Genomic DNA, 19,373 nt, shown 5'->3' on the forward strand with positions numbered 1-19,373 from the left:
ACATTCTACAACAAAGGTAATAAATTGCCCCTTTAATAAACAAACTCTTCAGAGCTGACGCATCATTCGCACATTCCAGTGTCAAGTGCACCTCACCTTTGCTTGAGACTGTGCAGTCAGCTCTATGCAACTAGCCGCCCCCAGTTACAAAGCTGTAAGAGAGGACGACTAGAAGAGGATGAAAAGCGCTACTCTACCAAGACCTTTTGATACAGTAGGCCTCCTTGATAAACTAAGGAGATTATGTATACTCCTGAGGGGAGTAGAGCGGGAAGCTTAGTTGCTACCGTCTCTCCATTAGCTCGAATGACATTAGCAGCACTATAGTCACCTTCTATTGAGACTAGTTGACCTTGTACTTGAACTTGTGGAGCGTGAGATAAGACTTGGTCTACGGCTACTGTCCCTTGGTAAGGGTTATATCCATCGTTAGCACCTGCTTGGTAGTCGTATACGTTCCACCCTTTTTCCTTCGCTTGAGAGATGCTCGCTGGAGACGCTTGATTTAGCTCATGGGGATCGCTAGTGTCTATAGCTATACAGAAAGCTTGGTCTACAGCCTCTCGAGTAGGCAACTGACTGAGAGTCTTATCCAAAGCACCTTCCGCTAGTCTGTTTGAGTAGCAATAGATGTACGTTATGTTAGGACAAGAAGAGATGTCCAACTCAGAGATTTGGGTCTCAGAGCAGTCTAAGGTCATAAGAGCTGGTAAAGTCGAGAGATCTAGAGCCTTGAGCGGGTTCCCGCCACATACTAGGGTGGAGATGACTGAGGGGTTAGGCAGGCTAATCGTTGAGATTTTATTCTCCTGTACTTGTACTTCGTTTAGCTTATGCAGTTTAGACAGATCCATCTCAGTGAGCTGATTGCTTCCTAGCCATAGCTTTTGTAATTCAGGAAGATCCGACAGGTTGATAGTAGTTAGTTTGTTTTCATCGGCTTTAAGCAGTTTCAACAAAGGGTGTGAGGAGAGCTTTAGCTCAGATAGATCGCAACGATTGGTATAGAGCTCCTCCAGTTTTGTCTGAAGAGTGAGATCTAGTGTCTGGAGCTTGGGATTGTCAAAGCAGTAAAGCTCTTTTAAGTTCGGCTGTGCCGAGAGATCTAGCTCCTGTAGGTTATTCTTATTGCAGTAGAGCTTCTCTAGAGTTGAGTTATGAGACAGGTCTAGATGCTCTAGCTGGTTTTCATCACAAGCTAAGTATGTAATTAGGTTGTTTTGAGACACGTCTAGCTCAGTCAGTTCGTTCAGTGTACAAGCGACCCAATTAACCTTTCCATAGATTGTGATCGTCTGTGAGCTAATGGCTGGCTTCCAGAGCTTATATGTTTGTATATTCTCTTCGCCCTTGTCGTAGACACCATTGCCATTTAGGTCAGCCCAAGCGGTCCCCTTGTCAGCTTTCTTTATCCCCAGTGTCAATTGCCACTTGCCTTTAGTCTTTGCCGTCGTAAGTTTTATATAAGGCTGATCCGTAGAGTACGGACTTGTACCCTCTTGACCCGTGAGAAGTTCCTTGGCTTTGGAGGCATCGGCAAGGCTCCCTTGAGTCTCCTCAGTAGGTTGTCCCATAGAGGGTGTTACAGCCTGTACATTGAGCGTTTGAGCTGAGAGTGTTAAGCTCATACATGCCATCAGTAGCGAAGTCGCTAGTAGCAATTTTGGTTTCATAGATTCTGTTAGTTTAGTTGTTATACATTTAGTTTTGTGAGTCAAGTTGAGCGTTTCCGCATCTCCAGCCAAAGCTATTGGATCATATTTGATCGTCCCCTTTGCTGGAGTGTGTGAAGAGGACAACGCATTGTTGGTGTTGCAGATGCGGAGATTCACTTACAGGAGTGTGCGCAGGACGGCACCATCAATGACCGTGATGCACAGATAGTGCTGTGTCGCATCTCCTAGCTCGATCTCAGAGAGCTGCGAGGACTGTGTGGCTGTGGCAATGAGAGCTCCCGACATATCGTATAGATAGAGGGTGAAATCGGACGGAGTGTAGTCACTCGGGGACAAGTTGAGGCGCTCTCCTGTGCGAACGATCCGTGTTTGTGTCGCCTCAGGTACGCTGGAGATCTCGTTGTATCTACCTGGCCATGTGTCTAGTAAGTCCACCTGCCATCCCTTAGTGACGGCTAGCTGGGCATTAGGCGTCTGGGCAAGAGGATTCCTCTTGATGAGTAGCCACTTCTTCCACCAAGCTGTACGCTCATTAGCCTGTATCTTATGGATGTCTGGTAGCGTCTTGAGTATGGGCTCTAGAGCTGAGTCAGACAGCTGGCACCCATCTAGAAATAGCGAGAAGAGCTTCGGTACGGGACGGATGTCTAGCTCTTGAATCGGATTGTCCGTGAGCCACAAGAGGTAGAGCTCGGGGCAGTGAGATAGGTCTATCCGTGAGAGTTTGTTGTAGGAGAGTAGTAGCTCCTTGACACCCTTGACGTGGGATAGGTCTAGCTGTGATAGTTGGTTCCCCTCGGCAAAAAGGTAGTTGAGCTGTCCTACAGGGCTAAGATCTAGTTGCTGTAACTTATTGTTACTGCATCGGAAGTCTTTGAGCAAGGGAAGCCCAACGAGACTGATGGAGGTCAAGTCGTTGTCCTGAACCTCTAGTCTGTCTAGCTGAGGCAAAAGAGGCAGCGAGAGGGAGGTTAGCCCATTGTGGTTGAGGAATATCTGTCGCAACTCGTCCTTGGCGCCCCAGGTGACATTGACTCCAGGGATATTGGAGAGATTGAGCACTCTGAGGTCGCTGTGTGGAGTTAGATCCCAAGTTGTGATCTGCGTCTCTTGGGCAAAGATTTGCTGGAGAGCATCGTTTTGTGAAATGTCTAGCTGAGTCAAAGGATTGCCCTCGCAATGGATTACGGTGAGCTTCTTGAAGTGTCGCAGATTCAGTGACGAAATCTTGTTGTATTCGCATCTCAGTGCCATAAGACTCTGGACAGGAGACAGATCCAATGCCTTGAGCTGGTTGTTTTGACAGACCAGCATATCTAGGAGAGGCGCATTCCTCAGATCTAGTTCAGAGAGACGATTGGCAGCTACGTTGAGCTCCATCAGTCGGAAGCAAGGGGTGATGTCTAGTCGGCTGAGTAGATTGTTCTGACAGTAGAGGAACTTGAGCCCTCGTAGCTGAGAGAGGTCCAGGCTGTCCACCTGCTGGCTCCTCTGCTCATTGCCTACATAAAGGGATAGGATACCCTCGGGAGCTTCACTCCAGATGCGTATCCAGCCATCACCTTTGACTTGACCTTGGATGCCATCAATCCCATAGTTGTTAGACTCGTAGTCCACACGCTCTCCGTCACCCCAGTCGATAGCAATCGGTTGGCGACAGTGGATCCCTAGTGTGAATGTGCTACCCTTTGGTAGGATTGTGTGTATCGTGATGGCAGGCGTCTCCTGAGCCAGTACCCCAGCCGTGGTGAGGAGCAAGAGGCTCAGTAGGAATAGTATAGTCCGCTTCATAGATTATCTCTTCTGATGATTACTTTTTGGGTATAAACTCTCCACGAGGGGCAAAGTCTAGGACTACAATCTTGTTCACTTTGATCCCTAGATCTCCGCCCGTGCTAGGCATAATTGAGAGATCATACTGATCTCCCTTGCTAGAGAGGAATGCCCCCTCATCGCCAGCTATGGGGGCTGTATAGCCACTCTTTTTTAGGCTTGCTATAAAGCTCTCAGTAAGCGAGACCTTGCCGTCTGCCTCTTGAAAGACCTTGTCATAGTTATCCAGCACAGCCCAGTACTCATTGAGCTCTCCAGCTCCATCCTCTGAGACGAAGTAGATACGCATGATGATCGGAGACTTATTGACTCTGTACACATACATATACTCTTCTCCTTGAGAGCCTGACAGGTCGTTGTCAAGGGTTGTCCCCTCAGATGCTTCGTAGGCGGCTATCTGACCCTTATTAGAGCCAAAGGGTACGGGACTCTCAGGAATTGTAGAGATTGCGCCTGTCGTTGATAGGTGCAGTGTTGCCACCTTGGTCGTCTGCTTACCCTCGGCAGATATTCCGAAGACGAGCAAGACATACTCTGTCTTAGGCTTTAAGTCGGAGATTGTAATTGTCTGGACTCCTCTTAGGGTACTTTCAGGCTTGCTCCAGTCTATATCTTTCAATAGCTCTGCATTGAAGATGATGTCAGCAACAGCATTTTCGTCAGATTCATACTCAGCGTACTGATCTTTGGTAAAGTATCCCCAAAAGTAAGCAGTGCTTAGGTTAGACGGTGTTACCTGGATAGTCAGAGACTGGGGTGTTTGATCTGTCGCGAGTAACTTGAAAGTCGTATCATCTGTCATATTTGTAGCTGTTGTCTTCACCGTCTGCTTGTGTAGTGGAGTTGTTACACGACCTGTCTCATCTAGTCCGAAGACGCAGATATAGTACGCAGTCTCGCTATATAGATCCTCTTCCGTGTGGGTCACAGGTCCCTTCTTGAGTATTTCCTTTAAATAGTCGGCAAACTCCTTTTTGTTGACTTTCGCCATAGTGCGTAGAAACTGTAGTTTGTTGTCTAGATAAGCTTGATCAGTGGAGAAAGTCTTGTCGTAGTGCGCCTTATTGTCCAGCCCGACATAGTAAGTCGTCTTACTGTCTGAGGGGACGACAGATAGGGTGACAGACGAAGCCGTCGCAGAGACATCCTTGACCTCAAATGTTGTGGTAGGCGCCTTGACGACTGTAAAGCGGATGCTATCCACCTGGGAGATGTCAAACGTCTTCTTGACGACCTGTTGATTCTGATCATGAGAGTAGATGACCATTTGCTCGGGGGAGTCGTTTTGAGCCGAGAGCGAGTAGCTTAAGGTCAGGAGGAGCAGAAGCCCACCAAGGAGAGACCGCAGTAAGGATCGTGTCATAGATTTGTTTAATGTTTTTTAGAGAGTTAGTCGTAGGAGTGAGGAAGCTTTGAAACATTCTCACTACAATCACAAAGATACGCTTTCTTTTACAATTTGCACAGCACGCACGAGGTATTGTTTACAGGGCTGTCGCATTATATCTTTGTACTTCACTAACTACACTTGACAACAACTTTGGAATATGAGGATTGAGTTTGACTGTGTAGCGCCATAGTTGCTGCTACATCTTCGCTAAGTCCGATATCTCCCGAGAGATTCTCCCAATAGCTCACGAGAAAATGAAAATTCTCCACGGAGGGGCGAAATAAAACTTCGGAAGAATGAAATGAAACTTCGGAAGAATGAAATGGAAGTTCGGAAGATTTTTTCGTCTCCTCGCTAGATAATCAAAGATTTCCACGGAGGCGTTGCTTAACATCCTAGAGAATTTGATTTTCCTCATAGAGATGTGGATGAACTCACCCTGTATAAATAATGCGTCAGTCTCCATACAGCACTAAGTTTATTTCACATCATGAAAAATATGTATCTTTGTTCCAAACAATAACTTAAGTGAAATATGAATAGAGCTATCCAAATCCTATTACTCGTTTTAGTGTCACTAACGGGTCTTACAGCACAGGGCTATCGTACTGATGGTCAAACAGTGAGAGCGACTACAGCCTCACGCCCTGAGCTCCCGATAGACTATGTTGCGAAGTATAATCTTGCCGCAGATGGGACCTCCTTTGTTGCAGATGAGACCGCCTCAGAGAGTGGATACTTCTTCTATGCTGATGCAAATGAACGTTTTGCACATTGCTCTATAGATAATGTCGCTTACCACCTACCCTCTAGTGCTGAGTGGAACGGCCTCCTCTCCGCCTATTATGAGTATGGTGTCAACTTTCTCAAGGAAGGCTTGATTCAGGGTGAGATTGAGACTATTAGCTTTGGCGATGTGAAGTACAGCTTTGCGAGTGATTACTACAATAAAGGTGATGGAGTGAGCTATGCGTTACGTCTCTGCAAACCATCAGAGTCATGGGATAAAAAGTTCCCAGCAGCGCCTGACAATAAGTATCGCTGTGCTTACAGATATGAGCGTGTGGGTATGACACAAACAGAGCAAGAACCACCGGTAGATGCTTACATCAAAATATCTGTATGCTATCTAGGCGAGGAGTTCACAGGCTCTATATCAGATATTGCATCAGAAGAGTGGTGGGCTGAACGTGCGGGTCAGGTCGAGGAGTGTATTATCCCTACGGTTGGCGTCAAAGTGGACGGAAAGCTTTACAACTATGCCTCGGGGGGCTTTTACTGGGCTACGGACAAGGGAAAGTACACAACAATCTTTTTTAGTGGCATCTCAACCAGCCAATTTCCAGACAAGAAGACCAATTTATGTACGGTACGACTCTTTAAGGATAAGCCAGGAGGGGATAAGCCCCAAGAGCCTACAATCTCTGTGACCCCAAATGCCTTCCGTATCAAAGTTGATCAGAAACTAGCTCTTGCTAAGGACTACTATGTAGATATAACTCCAGCTGAGTATATCAATATGTATACGGTGACATCAAGTAATCCAAGTGTCGTGAGCTACGACCCTACGACAAAAGAACTAAAGGGTGTGTCTGTCGGGGAGGCTATTGTAACCTTCCAGATCAACAATACGAAGGTGACTCAAGAGGTCGCATTTACGGTTGTTCCCAAGGAGGGTGAGCTAGAGATCCTGCATGCTCCTATTTCTGATGTGCAAGACTTCCCAGATCTCTCAATGCTCACTGGATCAGTCGACACGGACAAGGTTAGAACTTATGAGACTAAGTTAGGATTGCGCATATACGAGTCTACTCGTTGGGATGAGTCTGCTCATCTATATGTAACTACAAAGGAAAAGGTCTCTCAGACCAACTTCAATCGAGTAAACTACTACTACAAACCTAAAGATGGAGGCTCGCCTTACATTACGGGGCAAATAAACTGTATCGGGTCTCTAGAAGAGGCTAAGACATCTCAAGCCTTCGCTCAGTGGCTCAAGCTAAACGGCTTCCCTGATCCTCTAGAGGTCATCTCACTAAACGATGGCTCCAAAGGACTCGCTACGGCAACTAAGGAGCTATCGCTGAAGTTTTGGATAGAGAAGAAGGTCTTCTTTATGATTATTGAACCTGTCAAAAAGAACAATGCTGTCTCTACACCCTCTACAGCGGATCAGCAATACAATGTTGGACCTATACCCGCAAATGATCTTCTCTATCTGTCTGGTGTAGAGGCAGGGTCGTCTATCTCTATCTATACGATGGATGGCGTTGTAGTCTATCAGACCGTTGGAGAAGGCGCTGATACGATTACGATCCCTGTTGCCAGCCTAGCAGAGGGAGTCTATCTCTTACAAATCAATGGAAAGTCGCATCGCATCGTTATTACTCGATGATCAGCTTATTGCACAGCTTTAAGGCTTTACTCTCTATGGATTGTTCAGCCCCGCTTTACAATAGATCGGTAAACTGAAATGTTTTGCCCCCCCCCCCGTGGGTCGTTTGGAACCTAACCCTTCCGAGCGCCCCACGGTTATGATTTTCTGATCTCCTCGTTGGAAAGTTGCACTAGTGGGTAGAAGATAGGAAGTTTTTTGGCGAAATGTTTGGTGGTTTGGTTTTTTCTTTCTACCTTTGCACTCACAAACGATGACAGAGGTGTCTGTCGGTAGTAAAGGATTTGTCCCATGGTGTAATGGCTAGCACTACAGGTTTTGGTTCTGTCAGTCAAGGTTCGAATCCTTGTGGGACAACAACTCCCGCAGGGGGCGGACAGCGATTCAGTTCTTTACTACGATATCGTGATACAATGCATTTACTTCTCTCTAGAGGGACTCTATGATTGGGTGTCACACACGATGGTGACGAGCTAATCGACAGGAGGTTGATACAGATTGTCCTATGGTGTAATGGTAGCACAACAGATTCTGGTCCTGTTTGTCAAGGTTCGAATCCTTGTAGGACAACTACCGATCGGACTTATACTGTCGCTGGAGTATCTCGGAGAGCTAAGATATCTGAAGGGCCCATAGCTCAGCTGGTTTAGAGCATCTGTCTTACAAACAGAGGGTCATAGGTTCGAATCCTATTGGGCCCACGATTTCCTTACGATATATTTATTATTACTTCAAGTTGAGAGAGTTTCACTCATTAGAGTGAGGCTCTTTTTTTTTGTTTGTTTTCTTACGTCACCGCTCTTGCTTAGGCACCCTTCTGCTTGACAGTCTCCTACTCGCTTTGCTGGTCTCAGCTAGCAATAATAAGGTATTTTGTTATGCGAAGCTAGCAATATGTGGTGATTGATTGAGATATTAGTCGTATCTTTGTGGAGCATTTAGAGATCTGACCTGTGCAGTGCGGGTCAAAAGCTGAAACATAACGTGACCCTATGACCTATATAAACAATGTAATGATCGTGCGCCACAAGCTCCTCTCAACGATGGTAGAGAGATGGCGCAAAGACCAGTTGGTCAAAACAATAGATCGCATTCCCCTAGAGCTAAGCCCACGTAAGAATCGCAATGTGCTAGGACGTTGCTGCCCCCATAAGGAGCGCGCAGTGTGGAAGTACAAGATGTTTCCTCTCCTAGGCTTTGACATGCAGGACGAGGAGGATGAGCTCACACCACTATCGGAGTACGCTCACACAGCGCTACATCGTCCACAGCCTACTAAGGAGAATGTCCTCTGCGTCATTGATGAGGCGTGCACCTCGTGCGTACAGATCAACTATGAGGTGTCTAACCTCTGTCGTGGTTGTGTAAGCCGTGCCTGCTCAAGCAACTGCCCGAAGAGCTGTATCTCATTTCAAAAGAATGGTCAGGCTCAGATCGATCACGATGTATGTATCAGTTGCGGTCAGTGCCACAAGAACTGCCCCTACCATGCGATCGTCTACATACCCGTGCCTTGCGAGGAGTCTTGCCCAGTGGGAGCCATCAGTAAGGACGAGGATGGCATTGAGCATATTGACGAGTCTAAGTGTATCTACTGTGGCTCTTGTCTGAATGCTTGTCCCTTTGGTGCCATCTTTGAGATCTCGCAGGTCTTTGACGTGCTAGGCGCTATAGAGCGTGGCGAGCAGGTGGTGGCTATCGTGGCTCCAGCGATCCTTGGTCAGTTTAAGGCAACGCGTGAGCAGGTCTACGGAGCAATCAAGAAGATTGGCTTCCATGATGTCATTGAGGTGGCTCAGGGTGCTATGGACACGGTGAGCCACGAGGGTAAGGAGCTGGTGGAGAAGATAGAGGCTGGCCAAGCCTTTATGACCACTTCGTGCTGTCCTTCCTTCTACGAGTTGGTGGATAAGCATGCCCCTGGTCTCAAGCCTTTTGTTTCTAGCTCACACTCACCGATGGTCTACACGGCAGAGCGTGCGCGCAAGCTTTATCCCGACAGCAAGATCGTCTTCTTCGGTCCTTGTGTGGCTAAGCGCAAGGAGATCAAGCGTCCCAACGTAGATGTTGATATGGTGGTCACCTTTGAGGAGCTAGGCTCTATCCTAGAGGGACTGGACATAGACATCAATACAGTCGAGGGCTACAAGCCTGCCGTTGAGTCAGTACGTGAGGCGCACGCCTTCGCTCGCAATGGCGGTGTCAAGGATGCTGTCATCTCCTATCTGAGCAATACGGAGGAGTACAAGGACTTCGTAGAGCGCCTCACCGCTGAGGAGATCGCAGGTATGGACAAGAAAGCGGTTGCCAAGCTCAAGGCTTACGGCAAGCGTGGCAAGGCTGACACACAGTTCGTCGAGGTGATGGCTTGTCTCGGTGGATGTGTGACTGGCCCGAGCGCCTTCAACGATGTACTCGCAGGTCGCCGTCAGCTACTCAAAGAGGTGGAGAAGATCGACCTCACCTATGCTAACTACAAAGAGCAAGAGTGATACGCTAGACCACGTAGCGACAGCCTCCATCCCTGAGCTGAAGGCTCTATTAGACAGTAACGACACGCACCTCGAGCATGAGCTTCAGGTGCGTGCCAAGGCACTTGCGGAGCTGCAGTTCGGTCGGAGGATCTATCTGCGCGGTCTCATTGAGATATCAAACGTTTGTCGCAACGACTGCTACTACTGTGGCATCCGCTCAGGCAATGAGCGCGTCACCCGCTATCGGCTCACAGCCGACGAAGTGATGTCGGCCTGCGAGCGAGGATACGAGATCGGCTTTCGCACCTTCGTGCTACAGGGAGGCGAAGATCCCTATTGGCGAGGAGAACGCTTGGTCTCGTTGGTACGCAACATACGGACTAGCTATCCAGAATGCGCCATCACGCTTTCGCTCGGAGAGATGGAGTATGCGGAGTACGAGGCGCTCTTTTGCGCTGGTGCCAACCGCTACCTGCTCCGCCACGAGACTTACGACAAGAAGCATTACCAGAGCCTGCACCCCAGCACGATGGCCCAGGAGCATCGGCTACAAGCGCTACGAGACCTCAAGCAGATCGGCTACCAAGTGGGGACAGGCGTGATGATTGGTTCGCCAGGACAGACGACCGCCCACTTAGCGCAAGACCTAGACTTCATCCGTCGCTTGCAGCCCGCGATGATAGGCGTAGGACCATTCATCCCACATGAGGACACGCCCCTGGGCACCTACCCGGCGGGGAGTCTGTCGATGACACTGCGCTTCCTCGCACTCTGCCGGCTCCTCAATCCACGGGCGCTGATCCCCGCCACGACCGCCGTCGCGACGCTTCACCCCGAGGGTCGCCTAGCCGCCATACGATCTGGGTGCAATGTGGTGATGCCCAACCTATCCCCATTAAACCACAGAGCCGACTACGCTCTGTATAACAACAAAGCCTACTCAGGGTCTGAGGCTGCCGAGGGAGTCGCTCTCCTGCAGGCACAGCTAGACACCATAGGCTACCAAATAGACTGGGGGCGTGGAGACGCTCCAGCCAGCTAAGAGAATGAATGTATGAGTTACAATAAGCAATCGCACGATGCCTGTGACTTCATCAATCATGATGAAATCATCGACACCCTCCGCTATGCGGAGCAATATAAAGATGATGAGAAAGTTATCTCCGACATCCTACGCAAGGCTGCGGAGATGCGTGGGCTAGACCACCGCGAGGCGGCCGTACTCCTCCTCGCTGAGGACCCTGCGACACGGCAACGAGTGGCACAGCTGGCCGAGCAAATCAAGCTACGCTTCTACGGCAAGCGCATTGTCCTCTTTGCGCCACTTTACCTCTCCAACTACTGTATCAATGGTTGTGTCTATTGCCCTTACCACGCTAAGAACCGCACCATTCCCCGTCACAAGCTGACGCAGGAGCAGATACGACAAGAGGTGATCGCCCTGCAAGACATGGGGCACAAGCGTCTCGCCCTCGAGGCTGGCGAAGATCCACGCAACAACCCGATCGAATATATCCTTGAGTCGATCCAGACGATCTACTCCATACATCATAAGAACGGAGCTATCCGCCGTGTCAATGTCAACATCGCCGCAACCACCGTTGAGGAGTATCGTATGCTTCACGAGGCGGGCATCGGCACTTACATACTCTTCCAGGAGACTTACCACAAGGAGCACTACGAAGAGCTACACCCGAGAGGTCCTAAGAGTGACTACGCCTACCATACCGAGTCCATGGATCGAGCTATGCAAGGAGGCATTGACGATGTCGGTCTGGGCGTACTCTTTGGTCTGAGCACTTACCGCTACGACTTCGTCGGACTGATGATGCACGCAGAGCATTTGGAGGCAACCTTTGGCGTAGGACCTCACACGATCAGCGTGCCACGCATTTGCCCAGCCGATGACATATCGCTCGAATCCTTCCCCGAGGCAATCCCCGACGACACCTTCCTTCATATCATTGCGGTGGCTCGACTGGCGGTCCCTTACACAGGGATCATCGTCTCAACCCGCGAGCGTGAGGCGGTACGACAGCGAGCTCTCCACGTAGGCGTATCGCAGATCAGCGGTGGCTCCCGCACCTCTGTGGGAGGATACGCACAGACGACAGAGGCTGCCCACTCGGAGCAGTTTGAGGTGAGCGACCCACGCACCCTCGACGAGGTCGTCTACTGGCTCCTCCAGCAGGGACACATACCGAGCTTCTGCACCGCATGCTATCGTGAGGGACGTACCGGAGACCGCTTCATGTCGCTCTGCAAGAGTGGCCAGATCTCCAACTGCTGCGGTCCCAATGCGCTTCTAACACTGCAGGAGTACCTCGAGGATTACGCTTCACCCACCACCCGAGAGCTGGGACTAGAGATGATCTCGCAGCAGCTCCCCACGGTTCCCAATGAGCGGATTCGCGCTATCGCTCAGCAGCGTCTCCAGCAGATCAAGGCGGGAGAGCGAGACTTCCGCTTTTAATAGACGAAAACGGGTATGGCTTCTAGAAAGGACGCATCCGAGCGCAAACGAATCGTTCTCGTAGGGCAGGTCAACAGTGGCAAGTCTACGCTCTACAACTGCCTGCTACGCCAAGAGCGGTCGCTCGTGTCTGACCAAGCTGGCACCACAACCGACAGCGTGGAGAAGCTCTTCGAGCTGCCCAGCGTAGGGCCCGTCCTACTGGTCGACACGCCAGGGCTAGCCGACGACACACCCCTCGGAGCCGAGCGACAGCGAGTCACACAGCAAGCTCTAAGCTCTGCCGATCTGATCCTCTACCTACTCAGTTGCGAAGAGTCCCTCGACACTCCGATCATAACCGCTTTGCGAAAGGCGAGCGTGCCGACACTCCCGATCATTGCTCGTGCCGACCTACCTGAGCAAAGCTTGTGGCTAGCGCGACAAGAGGAGATCATGCAATGCTTCGGTCACACTCCCCTCACGCTGTGTCAGGACGACGAAAAGAGTTTGGACACCCTACTTGAGGCGATCCGGCGAACGCTAAGCAATGAGTCGGAGCCAGCCCCCTCGCTCCTCGGCAACCTCTGCCAAGCGGGTGATCTCGTGCTCCTCGTCATGCCACAAGACAGCTCAGCTCCCGCAGGTCGACTCATCTTGCCACAGGTGCAGACCATCAGAGCATTGCTAGACAGAGGGTGTCACGCCCTATGCGTCACCCCAGAGCAACTCCCCGCAGCGCTGTCCCAGCTAGCCGCCCCGCCTCAGCTCATCATCACAGACTCGCAAGTCTTTGCCACCGTCGAGCCGCTGGTCCCTGAGGGTTGTCGACTCACCTCTTTCTCCATTCTCATGAGCGCCCAGCGTGGTGACCTTCAGCGACTTGTTGCGGGAGCAGGGGCCATTGGTCGGCTCACGCCCGCCAGCCGTATACTTATTGCGGAGGCTTGCACCCACGCTCCCGAGGGCGAGGACATTGGCACGGTCAAGCTGCCCCGCCTCCTCCGCAAGCGCATCGGCGAGACGCTCACCATTGAGCATGTGTCTGGTCGGGACTTCCCCGAGGATCTCACGCCCTACGACCTCGTCATCCACTGCGGTGGCTGCATGTTCAACCGCCGCATGCTCATCTCCCGCCAAGACCTCGCCACGGATCAGCAGGTACCGATGACCAACTATGGGCTAGCGATAGCCTACCTGACCGGCATCCTCGACAAAGTGACTCTCCCGTAGCCAGCTCCTCAAGGAGGGAACTCTATAGTCTGAAGATCCACAAGCATCCACCGAAAGAAATTTGACTTTCTCGGTGGATGTTTTTTTATTCCTCAGGAGGAAAAGCTAAATTCTTCGGACTTGCGATTTGCTTCTTCCGAAGTTTCATTTCATTCTTCCGAAGTTTTATTTCCCGGTTCCGTGGGGAATTTTCATTTGCTCCGTGGAGCTTTTCGATTTCCTCAGGAGAGATGGAAATCAGCGGAGATTAGTATCTTTGTGGGACAGTACTACAAATAGACCTCATGACTGATCACAACTCTCTCGAAACGACCGCCCCAGAGCGCCCCGACATCTCGGTGGTCATTCCCTTGCTCAACGAGGCTGAGAGCCTCCCCGAGCTCTACGAGCGCATCGTAGCTCACACCGCTGAGCTGGGACTGAGCTACGAGATCATCTTCGTCGACGATGGCAGTAGCGACGACTCGTGGCAAGTGATCAAGCAGCTAGCTGCTCAGGACGCAGCGGTGCATGCGATCAAGTTTCGTCGTAACTACGGCAAGTCGCCTGCGCTGCAGTGTGGCTTTGCTAAGGCTTGCGGACGAGTGGTCATCACGATGGATGCTGACCTGCAGGACGCTCCCGAGGAGATAGGCGGGATGTACAATATGATCGTCCATGAGGGGTACGATCTCGTAAGCGGATGGAAGAAAAAACGCTATGACCCGCTCTCCAAGACGATCCCCACGAAGCTCTTTAACGCAACCGCTAGACGGGTCTCGGGGATTAAGAATCTACACGACTTCAACTGCGGACTCAAGGCGTACCGTGCGGAGGTGGTTCATAGCATCGAGCTCTACAACGATATGCACCGCTACATTCCTTATCTAGCGAAGAATGCGGGCTTCACCAAGATTGGCGAGCAGGTGGTGCACCATGCGCCTCGCAAGTATGGGCACTCGAAGTTTGGACTAGACCGCTTCTTCAACGGCTACCTAGACCTGCTTACGCTTTGGTTCACCCATCGTTTCGGGCGCAAGCCGATGCACTTCTTCGGGTTCTGGGGCTCGCTTATGTTTCTCATAGGATTCATAGCGCTCATCGTGGTCCTCTCGTTCAAGCTCTCCGCACTCATCAGCGGTACACCCGCTCCGCTCGTGACGGATCGCGTCTACTTCTACATCTCCCTGGCAGCGATGATCATCGGGGTGCAACTCTTCTGCGCTGGCTTCATCGGAGAGATGATCACACGCCGCGACCCCAATCGTGACATCTATAATATAGAGACAGAACTATGACTAAGACCTTCGACCAAATCATCTCTACAAGGCGTACGGTACGCCACTTTGACGCGACCAAGCCGATGACTCGTGAAGAGCTCATGCCAATACTGGAGGCTGGGCGACTAGCTCCCTCGGCAAAGAACTTCCAGCCACTCCGCTTCGTCGTGGTGCTCTCCGAGGAGGAGCGCACGAAGCTCCACGCCATCAGTCAGCAACCGTGGTTTTACCATGCTCCGAGCTACATCGTCGTCATCGGTGACCACGACAAAGCGTGGCAGCGCCCGCACTGTGACCTCACCTACGTAGATACCTCGATAGCACTGACGCACATGCTCCTCAAGGCTGAGGATATGGGACTAGGCGCTACGACGGTGGCTGCCTTCGATCAGGATATATGCCGTGAGCTACTACAGATCCCAGAGCATGAGGAGCCGATCCTCATCTTAGCAGTGGGGCATCCAGACCCAGCCTTTGCGGGCAAAGAGGGCAACCCACGTCGCAAGACGATGGAGGAGCTGGTCACATTCATCTAAGCTAGTCGCACCGCTATGCGTCGCACCGTCACCCTACTACTTCTTTCGCTCATTCTCTTGAGCAGTTGCCACCAGGAGGCACCCTACAGGAGTGCCGAGGGGCTCATCTTTGGCACGCTTTATCGGGTCACCTACCAGGCTGACCAGGACTTGTCCGATCAGATCAATGAGGCGCTACAGGAGGTCAACCGTGTGGCAAACCCCTTTGACTCAACCTCTATGATCTATGCGGTCAACAACAACTTGTCGATGGCGGTGGACAGCACTTTCTACGCTATCTACAGCGTAGCGCGGAGGGTCTACGAGCAGTCGGGCGGCGTCTACGACGTGACCATTGCCCCGCTGGTCAATGCGTGGGGCTTTGGCTTCGAAAAGAGCTACCCACTCACACAGCAACAGGTGGATAGTTTGATGGAGTTGGTCGGCATGGACAAGGTCTCCTGCACTCCTACAGAGCTAACCAAGGCAAACCCCGCAATGGAGCTAGACTTCGCCTCCGTTGCCAAGGGCTACGCCTCTGACCTCGTAGGCGAGAAGCTGCGCAAAGCGGGCGTGACCAACTACCTAGTGGAGATAGGCGGCGAGATAGCTTACTCGGGGCACAATCCGCAAGGTGCTCCATGGCGTGTCGGCATCTCAAGGCCAGACCTGGACTCACTGGGTATAAGCCAAGAGCTACAGGAGATCATAGACCTGCCAGGCGAGCAAGGAGGACTGGCCACCTCGGGCAACTATCGCAACTACAAGATCGCATCCGACGGACGAGTCTACGGGCACACGATCTCTGCGCTGAGCGGTTACCCAGCCGAGACAGACATCCTGAGCGCCTCGGTGATCGCTCCGACTTGCGCTGAGGCTGATGCTCTGGCGACAGCCTTCATGGCTTCGGGGTACGAGGGCTCAGAGGCGATGCGTAAGCGACTTTCGCCTGAGATCTCCTTCCTACTCTTCGTATCGGCTGGCGACTCCTTAGCTTTTACCACCATCGCTAGTCCATCCTTTCCACGATCGCACTGATGCCAGTGCGCTTGCCTAGCAATATCGGACGGACTTTCTTATCTTTGCATCATCTAGCAACTATATTATGACCCAATCATCGCACTCCAAGAGAGCAGACGTTGATATTGTAGCTCCTAACGAGTATGGCGTACGCCCCTCTTTCTCGCAAGTATTGACTATCGTTTTGAAACGTTGGTACTGGTTTGTCCTATCCATCGCAATCTTTGTATGGCTAGGTAGTAGCATCGTGAAGCACCGCCCCCTAGGACGAAAGACCTACTATATGCACCTCTCCTCACGACAACCACACGAGCTGACAGAGCCAACGATGCAACTGAGCGACTCTCTGCTCAAAACGTCTCCATGGACGCCTGAGTACATTGCAGCACTGCTCAATACGACGACAGTAGTTGAAGAGGCGGGTAAGCGCATTGACTTTCAGGTGGACTACTGGGTCAAGACACCTTTTGGAATGCGTGATTACTACAATCAAACTCCTATCATAGTACGCTTTGGCAACCTCCTACCGACGGACAAGCTATACTGTATCGCTCGGCTAGACGATCCTGTCCATCCTAAGAAGGTCACGATGAGCGCATTCACAGGGGTCGTGCAGGGGCAACCGCTCTACGAACCATACGAAGTGGTCATCCCTGTCGGCACGACTCAGGAGACACCCGTGGGTCCTATCACGGTGACTCTTGATAACCCTGAGCAGCACTTCCCCTATCACATTGATCAAGCGTATACAGAAATCCCTATCACCTACTCTTCGCTCGTTGATACTCGTGTTGAGTACGATAAGAATATGGAGGTTACTATGAAGGAAGGGGACATACCGCTCTCCTCGGTGATGCGTGTTGAGCTACCCTCTAGCCACTCTGAGCGTCGCTGTCTCAGTCTCCTCTATGAGATGTACATTGTTACCGACAGTCTAGGCTGGGTAGAGCAACTTACCGATGAGGGACACGTTGACTCGCTAGGGCAGTTTGTCGGCACCGTACCTCCTGCGGGGTTTTCGCCTTTTAGACTTATAGATAAGCCTCGTGTACTGACAGAGATTCAGCCCGATTTATTTATCATTGCAGGTATGGGGGTATTGGGACTACTCCTACCACTCCTCCTACTGTACATCTACTGGGCTATACGTGGGGTAATCTACTACCTCTCTGAGCTTCCAAGCCTCCTACGCAAGCGTCTCACGCTAGACCTCAAGCGCTCTCAATGGGGCAAGAGACCACTCTATCCTAATCTTGAGGAACTAGCCACAACCCTCGCACCACAAGGGGAGCAACGAACCATCCTCCTAACGACTCCCAATAAGCTCAAAGCTCACACCCAGTTTATCACCGAGCTACAGCAAGCTCTACAGCAGAGGGGCATCTCTTGTGGGGTATGGCACCTCGACTTAGCAGGCAACAAAGCAACAGACAAGTCTAGAAAGGCGACCTATCACACGCAGCTCTCGCCTGGTCTGATTGGTTCGACAGCTTTCCAGCAGCAAATGCAACAACTGCAGACACAGTACCAGCTACTACTCATCGTTCCACCAGTCTTAGTCAAGGATTCACTTGCTTACCCGCTCTCAGAGCGTGTTGAGCAGACCTACTGCGCTATTTATCGAGAGGGTACTCGCATCAGAGCTATACAACGTGTCGTAAAGCAGATGGAGATACGTCAACAGCTAGACCTCTCTAAGTGGCACACGCTTTGGATTAACTAAAGATCGCAGAGGAATAGCCTAGCTCCTCCGCCTAATAAAGGAAGTGTCAATGGAGATTGCCTCAAGACTAGCGCCCCCGCCATCTGTTGCCACACGAGCTGGTGAGACCGTAGGACTCTTCGGAGGGAGTTTTGACCCGCTACACATCGGGCACCTTGCTCTATGCGACTATCTCTTAGCTTATCCCGAGTGGTCAGGGCTGTCGCAAATATGGTTCTTGCCCACTCCCCAAAACCCGCTCAAGGAGCAAGAGACCAGCTTTTCTTACGAATGGCGCTGTCGCATGATCAAGCAGGCAATTCAGTCCGATCCCCGCTACGAGCTATGCACAATCGAGTCCATGCTACCTGAGCCACACTATACGGTGGACACGCTCACGGCTTTGGAGACGCACTATCCGCATTGCAACTTCAGCCTAGTCATCGGTGCTGATAGCCTAGCATCGCTCTCTCAATGGCATCGCCATCAAGAGCTACTAGCTCAGGTACCACTCGTGGTCTATCCACGGAGCGGGTACGACCTAGCTCAGTTAGCCAATCAGTACCCCACAGCTCAGATACGACTGATGACGGAAGCTCCTCAGATAGAGGTCTCCTCGACAGCGATACGTCAGGCACTCCACGAGGGTCGTGACCTGCGCCACTGGCTTCCTCAGCCTAAGCTATACGACACACTCTCTAAAGTAACCACGCATTATGAATGATGACCGAATGGTACAGCTAGCCTCCTATCAGGTTGAGGAGGAGGCGCTCGATCTACTTGACCTGCTCTCTGACTATGGCATACCCGCCACGATACGCAATAGTTACAGCGCTCGATTGCTCAGCTCTTTTATAGACATCGGAGGCTTCATCGTTGAGGTGCCTGAGAGTGCCCGCCCGCAGATACAAGAGCTGATAGACAGTGGCAAACTCATCCTCCCCGATGAGAGCGACGAGCCCACCACACGCCTCACGCAGTGGGTCACCAAGCTGCCCCTCCCAGCTCAGTGGTCTCTAGAGAAGCGCCTCACTATGCTTCTCCTCCTACTCATCGCCATCGGGATCATCATTGCGCTCGCTGTCCTCGTCGTCTCGTAGAGATACCATAGCTTATAAAACAGAAGAATCTCCTTTCGAAACCCGCATAGCGGATATTCGGAAGGAGATTTCTTCTGTTAACCACAAATATAAGACTCAAAAGACAACCACGCCCTTTTGAGCCCCAAAAACAAAACAACTCAGTGTAGCAACGTCGCGCTCCCTCTTGGGCTTGAACCAAGGACCCCCTGATTAACAGTCAGATGCTCTAACCAACTGAGCTAAGGAAGCAATACGAGACTTAACAGCCTCAGCGATGAGACAGAGTTGCGCTCCCTCTTGGGCTTGAACCAAGGACCCCCTGATTAACAGTCAGATGCTCTA

Annotated in this window: 14 protein-coding genes and 4 tRNA genes; 14 read left to right on the plus strand and 4 right to left on the minus strand. The window is 51.2% G+C overall.

The window, feature by feature from the left end:
* Window positions 1-188: 188 nt before the first annotated feature.
* From Q0X57_RS00840 to Q0X57_RS00850, 3 genes are all read right to left on the minus strand, one after another.
* On the minus strand, window positions 189-1,673 hold the full coding sequence (locus tag Q0X57_RS00840) for a hypothetical protein (RefSeq protein ID WP_297726297.1): 1,485 nt from the start codon (window positions 1,671-1,673) through the stop codon (window positions 189-191).
* A gap of 159 nt (window positions 1,674-1,832) precedes the next feature.
* On the minus strand, window positions 1,833-3,467 hold the full coding sequence (locus Q0X57_RS00845) for a hypothetical protein (protein WP_297726300.1): 1,635 nt from the start codon (window positions 3,465-3,467) through the stop codon (window positions 1,833-1,835).
* Window positions 3,468-3,486: 19 nt separating this feature from the next.
* Window positions 3,487-4,872: a hypothetical protein gene (locus Q0X57_RS00850; protein ID WP_297726303.1), complete on the minus strand. Its 1,386-nt coding sequence runs from the start codon at window positions 4,870-4,872 to the stop codon at window positions 3,487-3,489.
* 562 nt (window positions 4,873-5,434) lie between these two features.
* Here Q0X57_RS00850 and Q0X57_RS00855 point away from each other — a divergent pair.
* The 14 genes from Q0X57_RS00855 (at window position 5,435) to Q0X57_RS00920 (ending at window position 19,049) form a co-directional block, all read left to right on the plus strand.
* Entirely contained in the window at window positions 5,435-7,294 is a 1,860-nt protein-coding gene (locus tag Q0X57_RS00855; protein WP_297726306.1) for a T9SS type A sorting domain-containing protein, read from the plus strand.
* A 285-nt stretch (window positions 7,295-7,579) separates the two neighbouring features.
* Window positions 7,580-7,651, plus strand: a tRNA-Gln gene (locus Q0X57_RS00860).
* Window positions 7,652-7,793: 142 nt separating this feature from the next.
* A tRNA-Gln gene (locus Q0X57_RS00865) sits at window positions 7,794-7,864 on the plus strand.
* A 56-nt stretch (window positions 7,865-7,920) separates the two neighbouring features.
* Window positions 7,921-7,995: transfer RNA gene (locus tag Q0X57_RS00870), tRNA-Val, on the plus strand.
* Window positions 7,996-8,286: 291 nt separating this feature from the next.
* Entirely contained in the window at window positions 8,287-9,786 is a 1,500-nt protein-coding gene (locus Q0X57_RS00875) for a monomeric [FeFe] hydrogenase (RefSeq protein ID WP_297726309.1), read from the plus strand.
* The gene (gene hydE / locus Q0X57_RS00880; protein WP_297726311.1) at window positions 9,761-10,810 is read left to right on the plus strand and encodes a [FeFe] hydrogenase H-cluster radical SAM maturase HydE; all 1,050 of its coding nucleotides are present in this window, start codon (window positions 9,761-9,763) and stop codon (window positions 10,808-10,810) included. The genes Q0X57_RS00875 and hydE overlap by 26 nt, the downstream gene beginning before the upstream one ends.
* Window positions 10,811-10,822: 12 nt before the next feature.
* Window positions 10,823-12,241: a [FeFe] hydrogenase H-cluster radical SAM maturase HydG gene (gene hydG / locus Q0X57_RS00885; RefSeq protein ID WP_297726314.1), complete on the plus strand. Its 1,419-nt coding sequence runs from the start codon at window positions 10,823-10,825 to the stop codon at window positions 12,239-12,241.
* A 15-nt stretch (window positions 12,242-12,256) separates the two neighbouring features.
* Entirely contained in the window at window positions 12,257-13,453 is a 1,197-nt protein-coding gene (hydF, locus tag Q0X57_RS00890) for a [FeFe] hydrogenase H-cluster maturation GTPase HydF (protein WP_297726318.1), read from the plus strand.
* 284 nt (window positions 13,454-13,737) lie between these two features.
* On the plus strand, window positions 13,738-14,730 hold the full coding sequence (locus tag Q0X57_RS00895; protein WP_297726321.1) for a glycosyltransferase: 993 nt from the start codon (window positions 13,738-13,740) through the stop codon (window positions 14,728-14,730).
* Window positions 14,727-15,248: a nitroreductase family protein gene (locus Q0X57_RS00900; protein WP_297726324.1), complete on the plus strand. Its 522-nt coding sequence runs from the start codon at window positions 14,727-14,729 to the stop codon at window positions 15,246-15,248. The genes Q0X57_RS00895 and Q0X57_RS00900 overlap by 4 nt, the downstream gene beginning before the upstream one ends.
* Before the next feature lie 15 nt (window positions 15,249-15,263).
* Complete coding sequence (locus Q0X57_RS00905) at window positions 15,264-16,265, plus strand: FAD:protein FMN transferase (RefSeq protein WP_297726327.1); 1,002 nt, start codon at window positions 15,264-15,266, stop codon at window positions 16,263-16,265.
* Between the two features lie 67 nt (window positions 16,266-16,332).
* A complete protein-coding gene (locus Q0X57_RS00910; protein WP_297726330.1) occupies window positions 16,333-17,970 on the plus strand; it encodes a hypothetical protein in 1,638 nt (545 codons plus the stop codon).
* 49 nt (window positions 17,971-18,019) lie between these two features.
* On the plus strand, window positions 18,020-18,673 hold the full coding sequence (gene nadD, locus Q0X57_RS00915; RefSeq protein ID WP_297726333.1) for a nicotinate (nicotinamide) nucleotide adenylyltransferase: 654 nt from the start codon (window positions 18,020-18,022) through the stop codon (window positions 18,671-18,673).
* Window positions 18,666-19,049 carry a hypothetical protein gene (locus Q0X57_RS00920; RefSeq protein ID WP_297726336.1) on the plus strand — a complete coding sequence of 128 codons (384 nt, stop codon included), beginning with the start codon at window positions 18,666-18,668 and terminating at the stop codon, window positions 19,047-19,049. The genes nadD and Q0X57_RS00920 overlap by 8 nt, the downstream gene beginning before the upstream one ends.
* Before the next feature lie 157 nt (window positions 19,050-19,206).
* Here Q0X57_RS00920 and Q0X57_RS00925 read toward each other — a convergent pair.
* Window positions 19,207-19,280: transfer RNA gene (locus Q0X57_RS00925), tRNA-Asn, on the minus strand.
* Between the last annotated feature and the right edge of the window lie 93 nt (window positions 19,281-19,373).

The sequence above is a fragment of the uncultured Porphyromonas sp. genome (assembly GCF_947254915.1).
Lineage (GTDB): Bacteria > Bacteroidota > Bacteroidia > Bacteroidales > Porphyromonadaceae > Porphyromonas.

Excerpts from the sequence above, each read along its gene's own strand:
- Q0X57_RS00840 (WP_297726297.1), bottom strand. The coding sequence starts at position 1,673 with ATGAAACCAAAATTGCTACTAGCGACTTCGCTACTGATGGCATGTATG.
- Q0X57_RS00845 (WP_297726300.1), bottom strand. The coding sequence starts at position 3,467 with ATGAAGCGGACTATACTATTCCTACTGAGCCTCTTGCTCCTCACCACG.
- Q0X57_RS00850 (WP_297726303.1), bottom strand. The coding sequence starts at position 4,872 with ATGACACGATCCTTACTGCGGTCTCTCCTTGGTGGGCTTCTGCTCCTC.
- Q0X57_RS00855 (WP_297726306.1), top strand. The coding sequence starts at position 5,435 with ATGAATAGAGCTATCCAAATCCTATTACTCGTTTTAGTGTCACTAACG.
- Q0X57_RS00875 (WP_297726309.1), top strand. The coding sequence starts at position 8,287 with ATGACCTATATAAACAATGTAATGATCGTGCGCCACAAGCTCCTCTCA.
- hydE (WP_297726311.1), top strand. The coding sequence starts at position 9,761 with ATGCTAACTACAAAGAGCAAGAGTGATACGCTAGACCACGTAGCGACA.
- hydG (WP_297726314.1), top strand. The coding sequence starts at position 10,823 with ATGAGTTACAATAAGCAATCGCACGATGCCTGTGACTTCATCAATCAT.
- hydF (WP_297726318.1), top strand. The coding sequence starts at position 12,257 with ATGGCTTCTAGAAAGGACGCATCCGAGCGCAAACGAATCGTTCTCGTA.
- Q0X57_RS00895 (WP_297726321.1), top strand. The coding sequence starts at position 13,738 with ATGACTGATCACAACTCTCTCGAAACGACCGCCCCAGAGCGCCCCGAC.
- Q0X57_RS00900 (WP_297726324.1), top strand. The coding sequence starts at position 14,727 with ATGACTAAGACCTTCGACCAAATCATCTCTACAAGGCGTACGGTACGC.
- Q0X57_RS00905 (WP_297726327.1), top strand. The coding sequence starts at position 15,264 with ATGCGTCGCACCGTCACCCTACTACTTCTTTCGCTCATTCTCTTGAGC.
- Q0X57_RS00910 (WP_297726330.1), top strand. The coding sequence starts at position 16,333 with ATGACCCAATCATCGCACTCCAAGAGAGCAGACGTTGATATTGTAGCT.
- nadD (WP_297726333.1), top strand. The coding sequence starts at position 18,020 with ATGGAGATTGCCTCAAGACTAGCGCCCCCGCCATCTGTTGCCACACGA.
- Q0X57_RS00920 (WP_297726336.1), top strand. The coding sequence starts at position 18,666 with ATGAATGATGACCGAATGGTACAGCTAGCCTCCTATCAGGTTGAGGAG.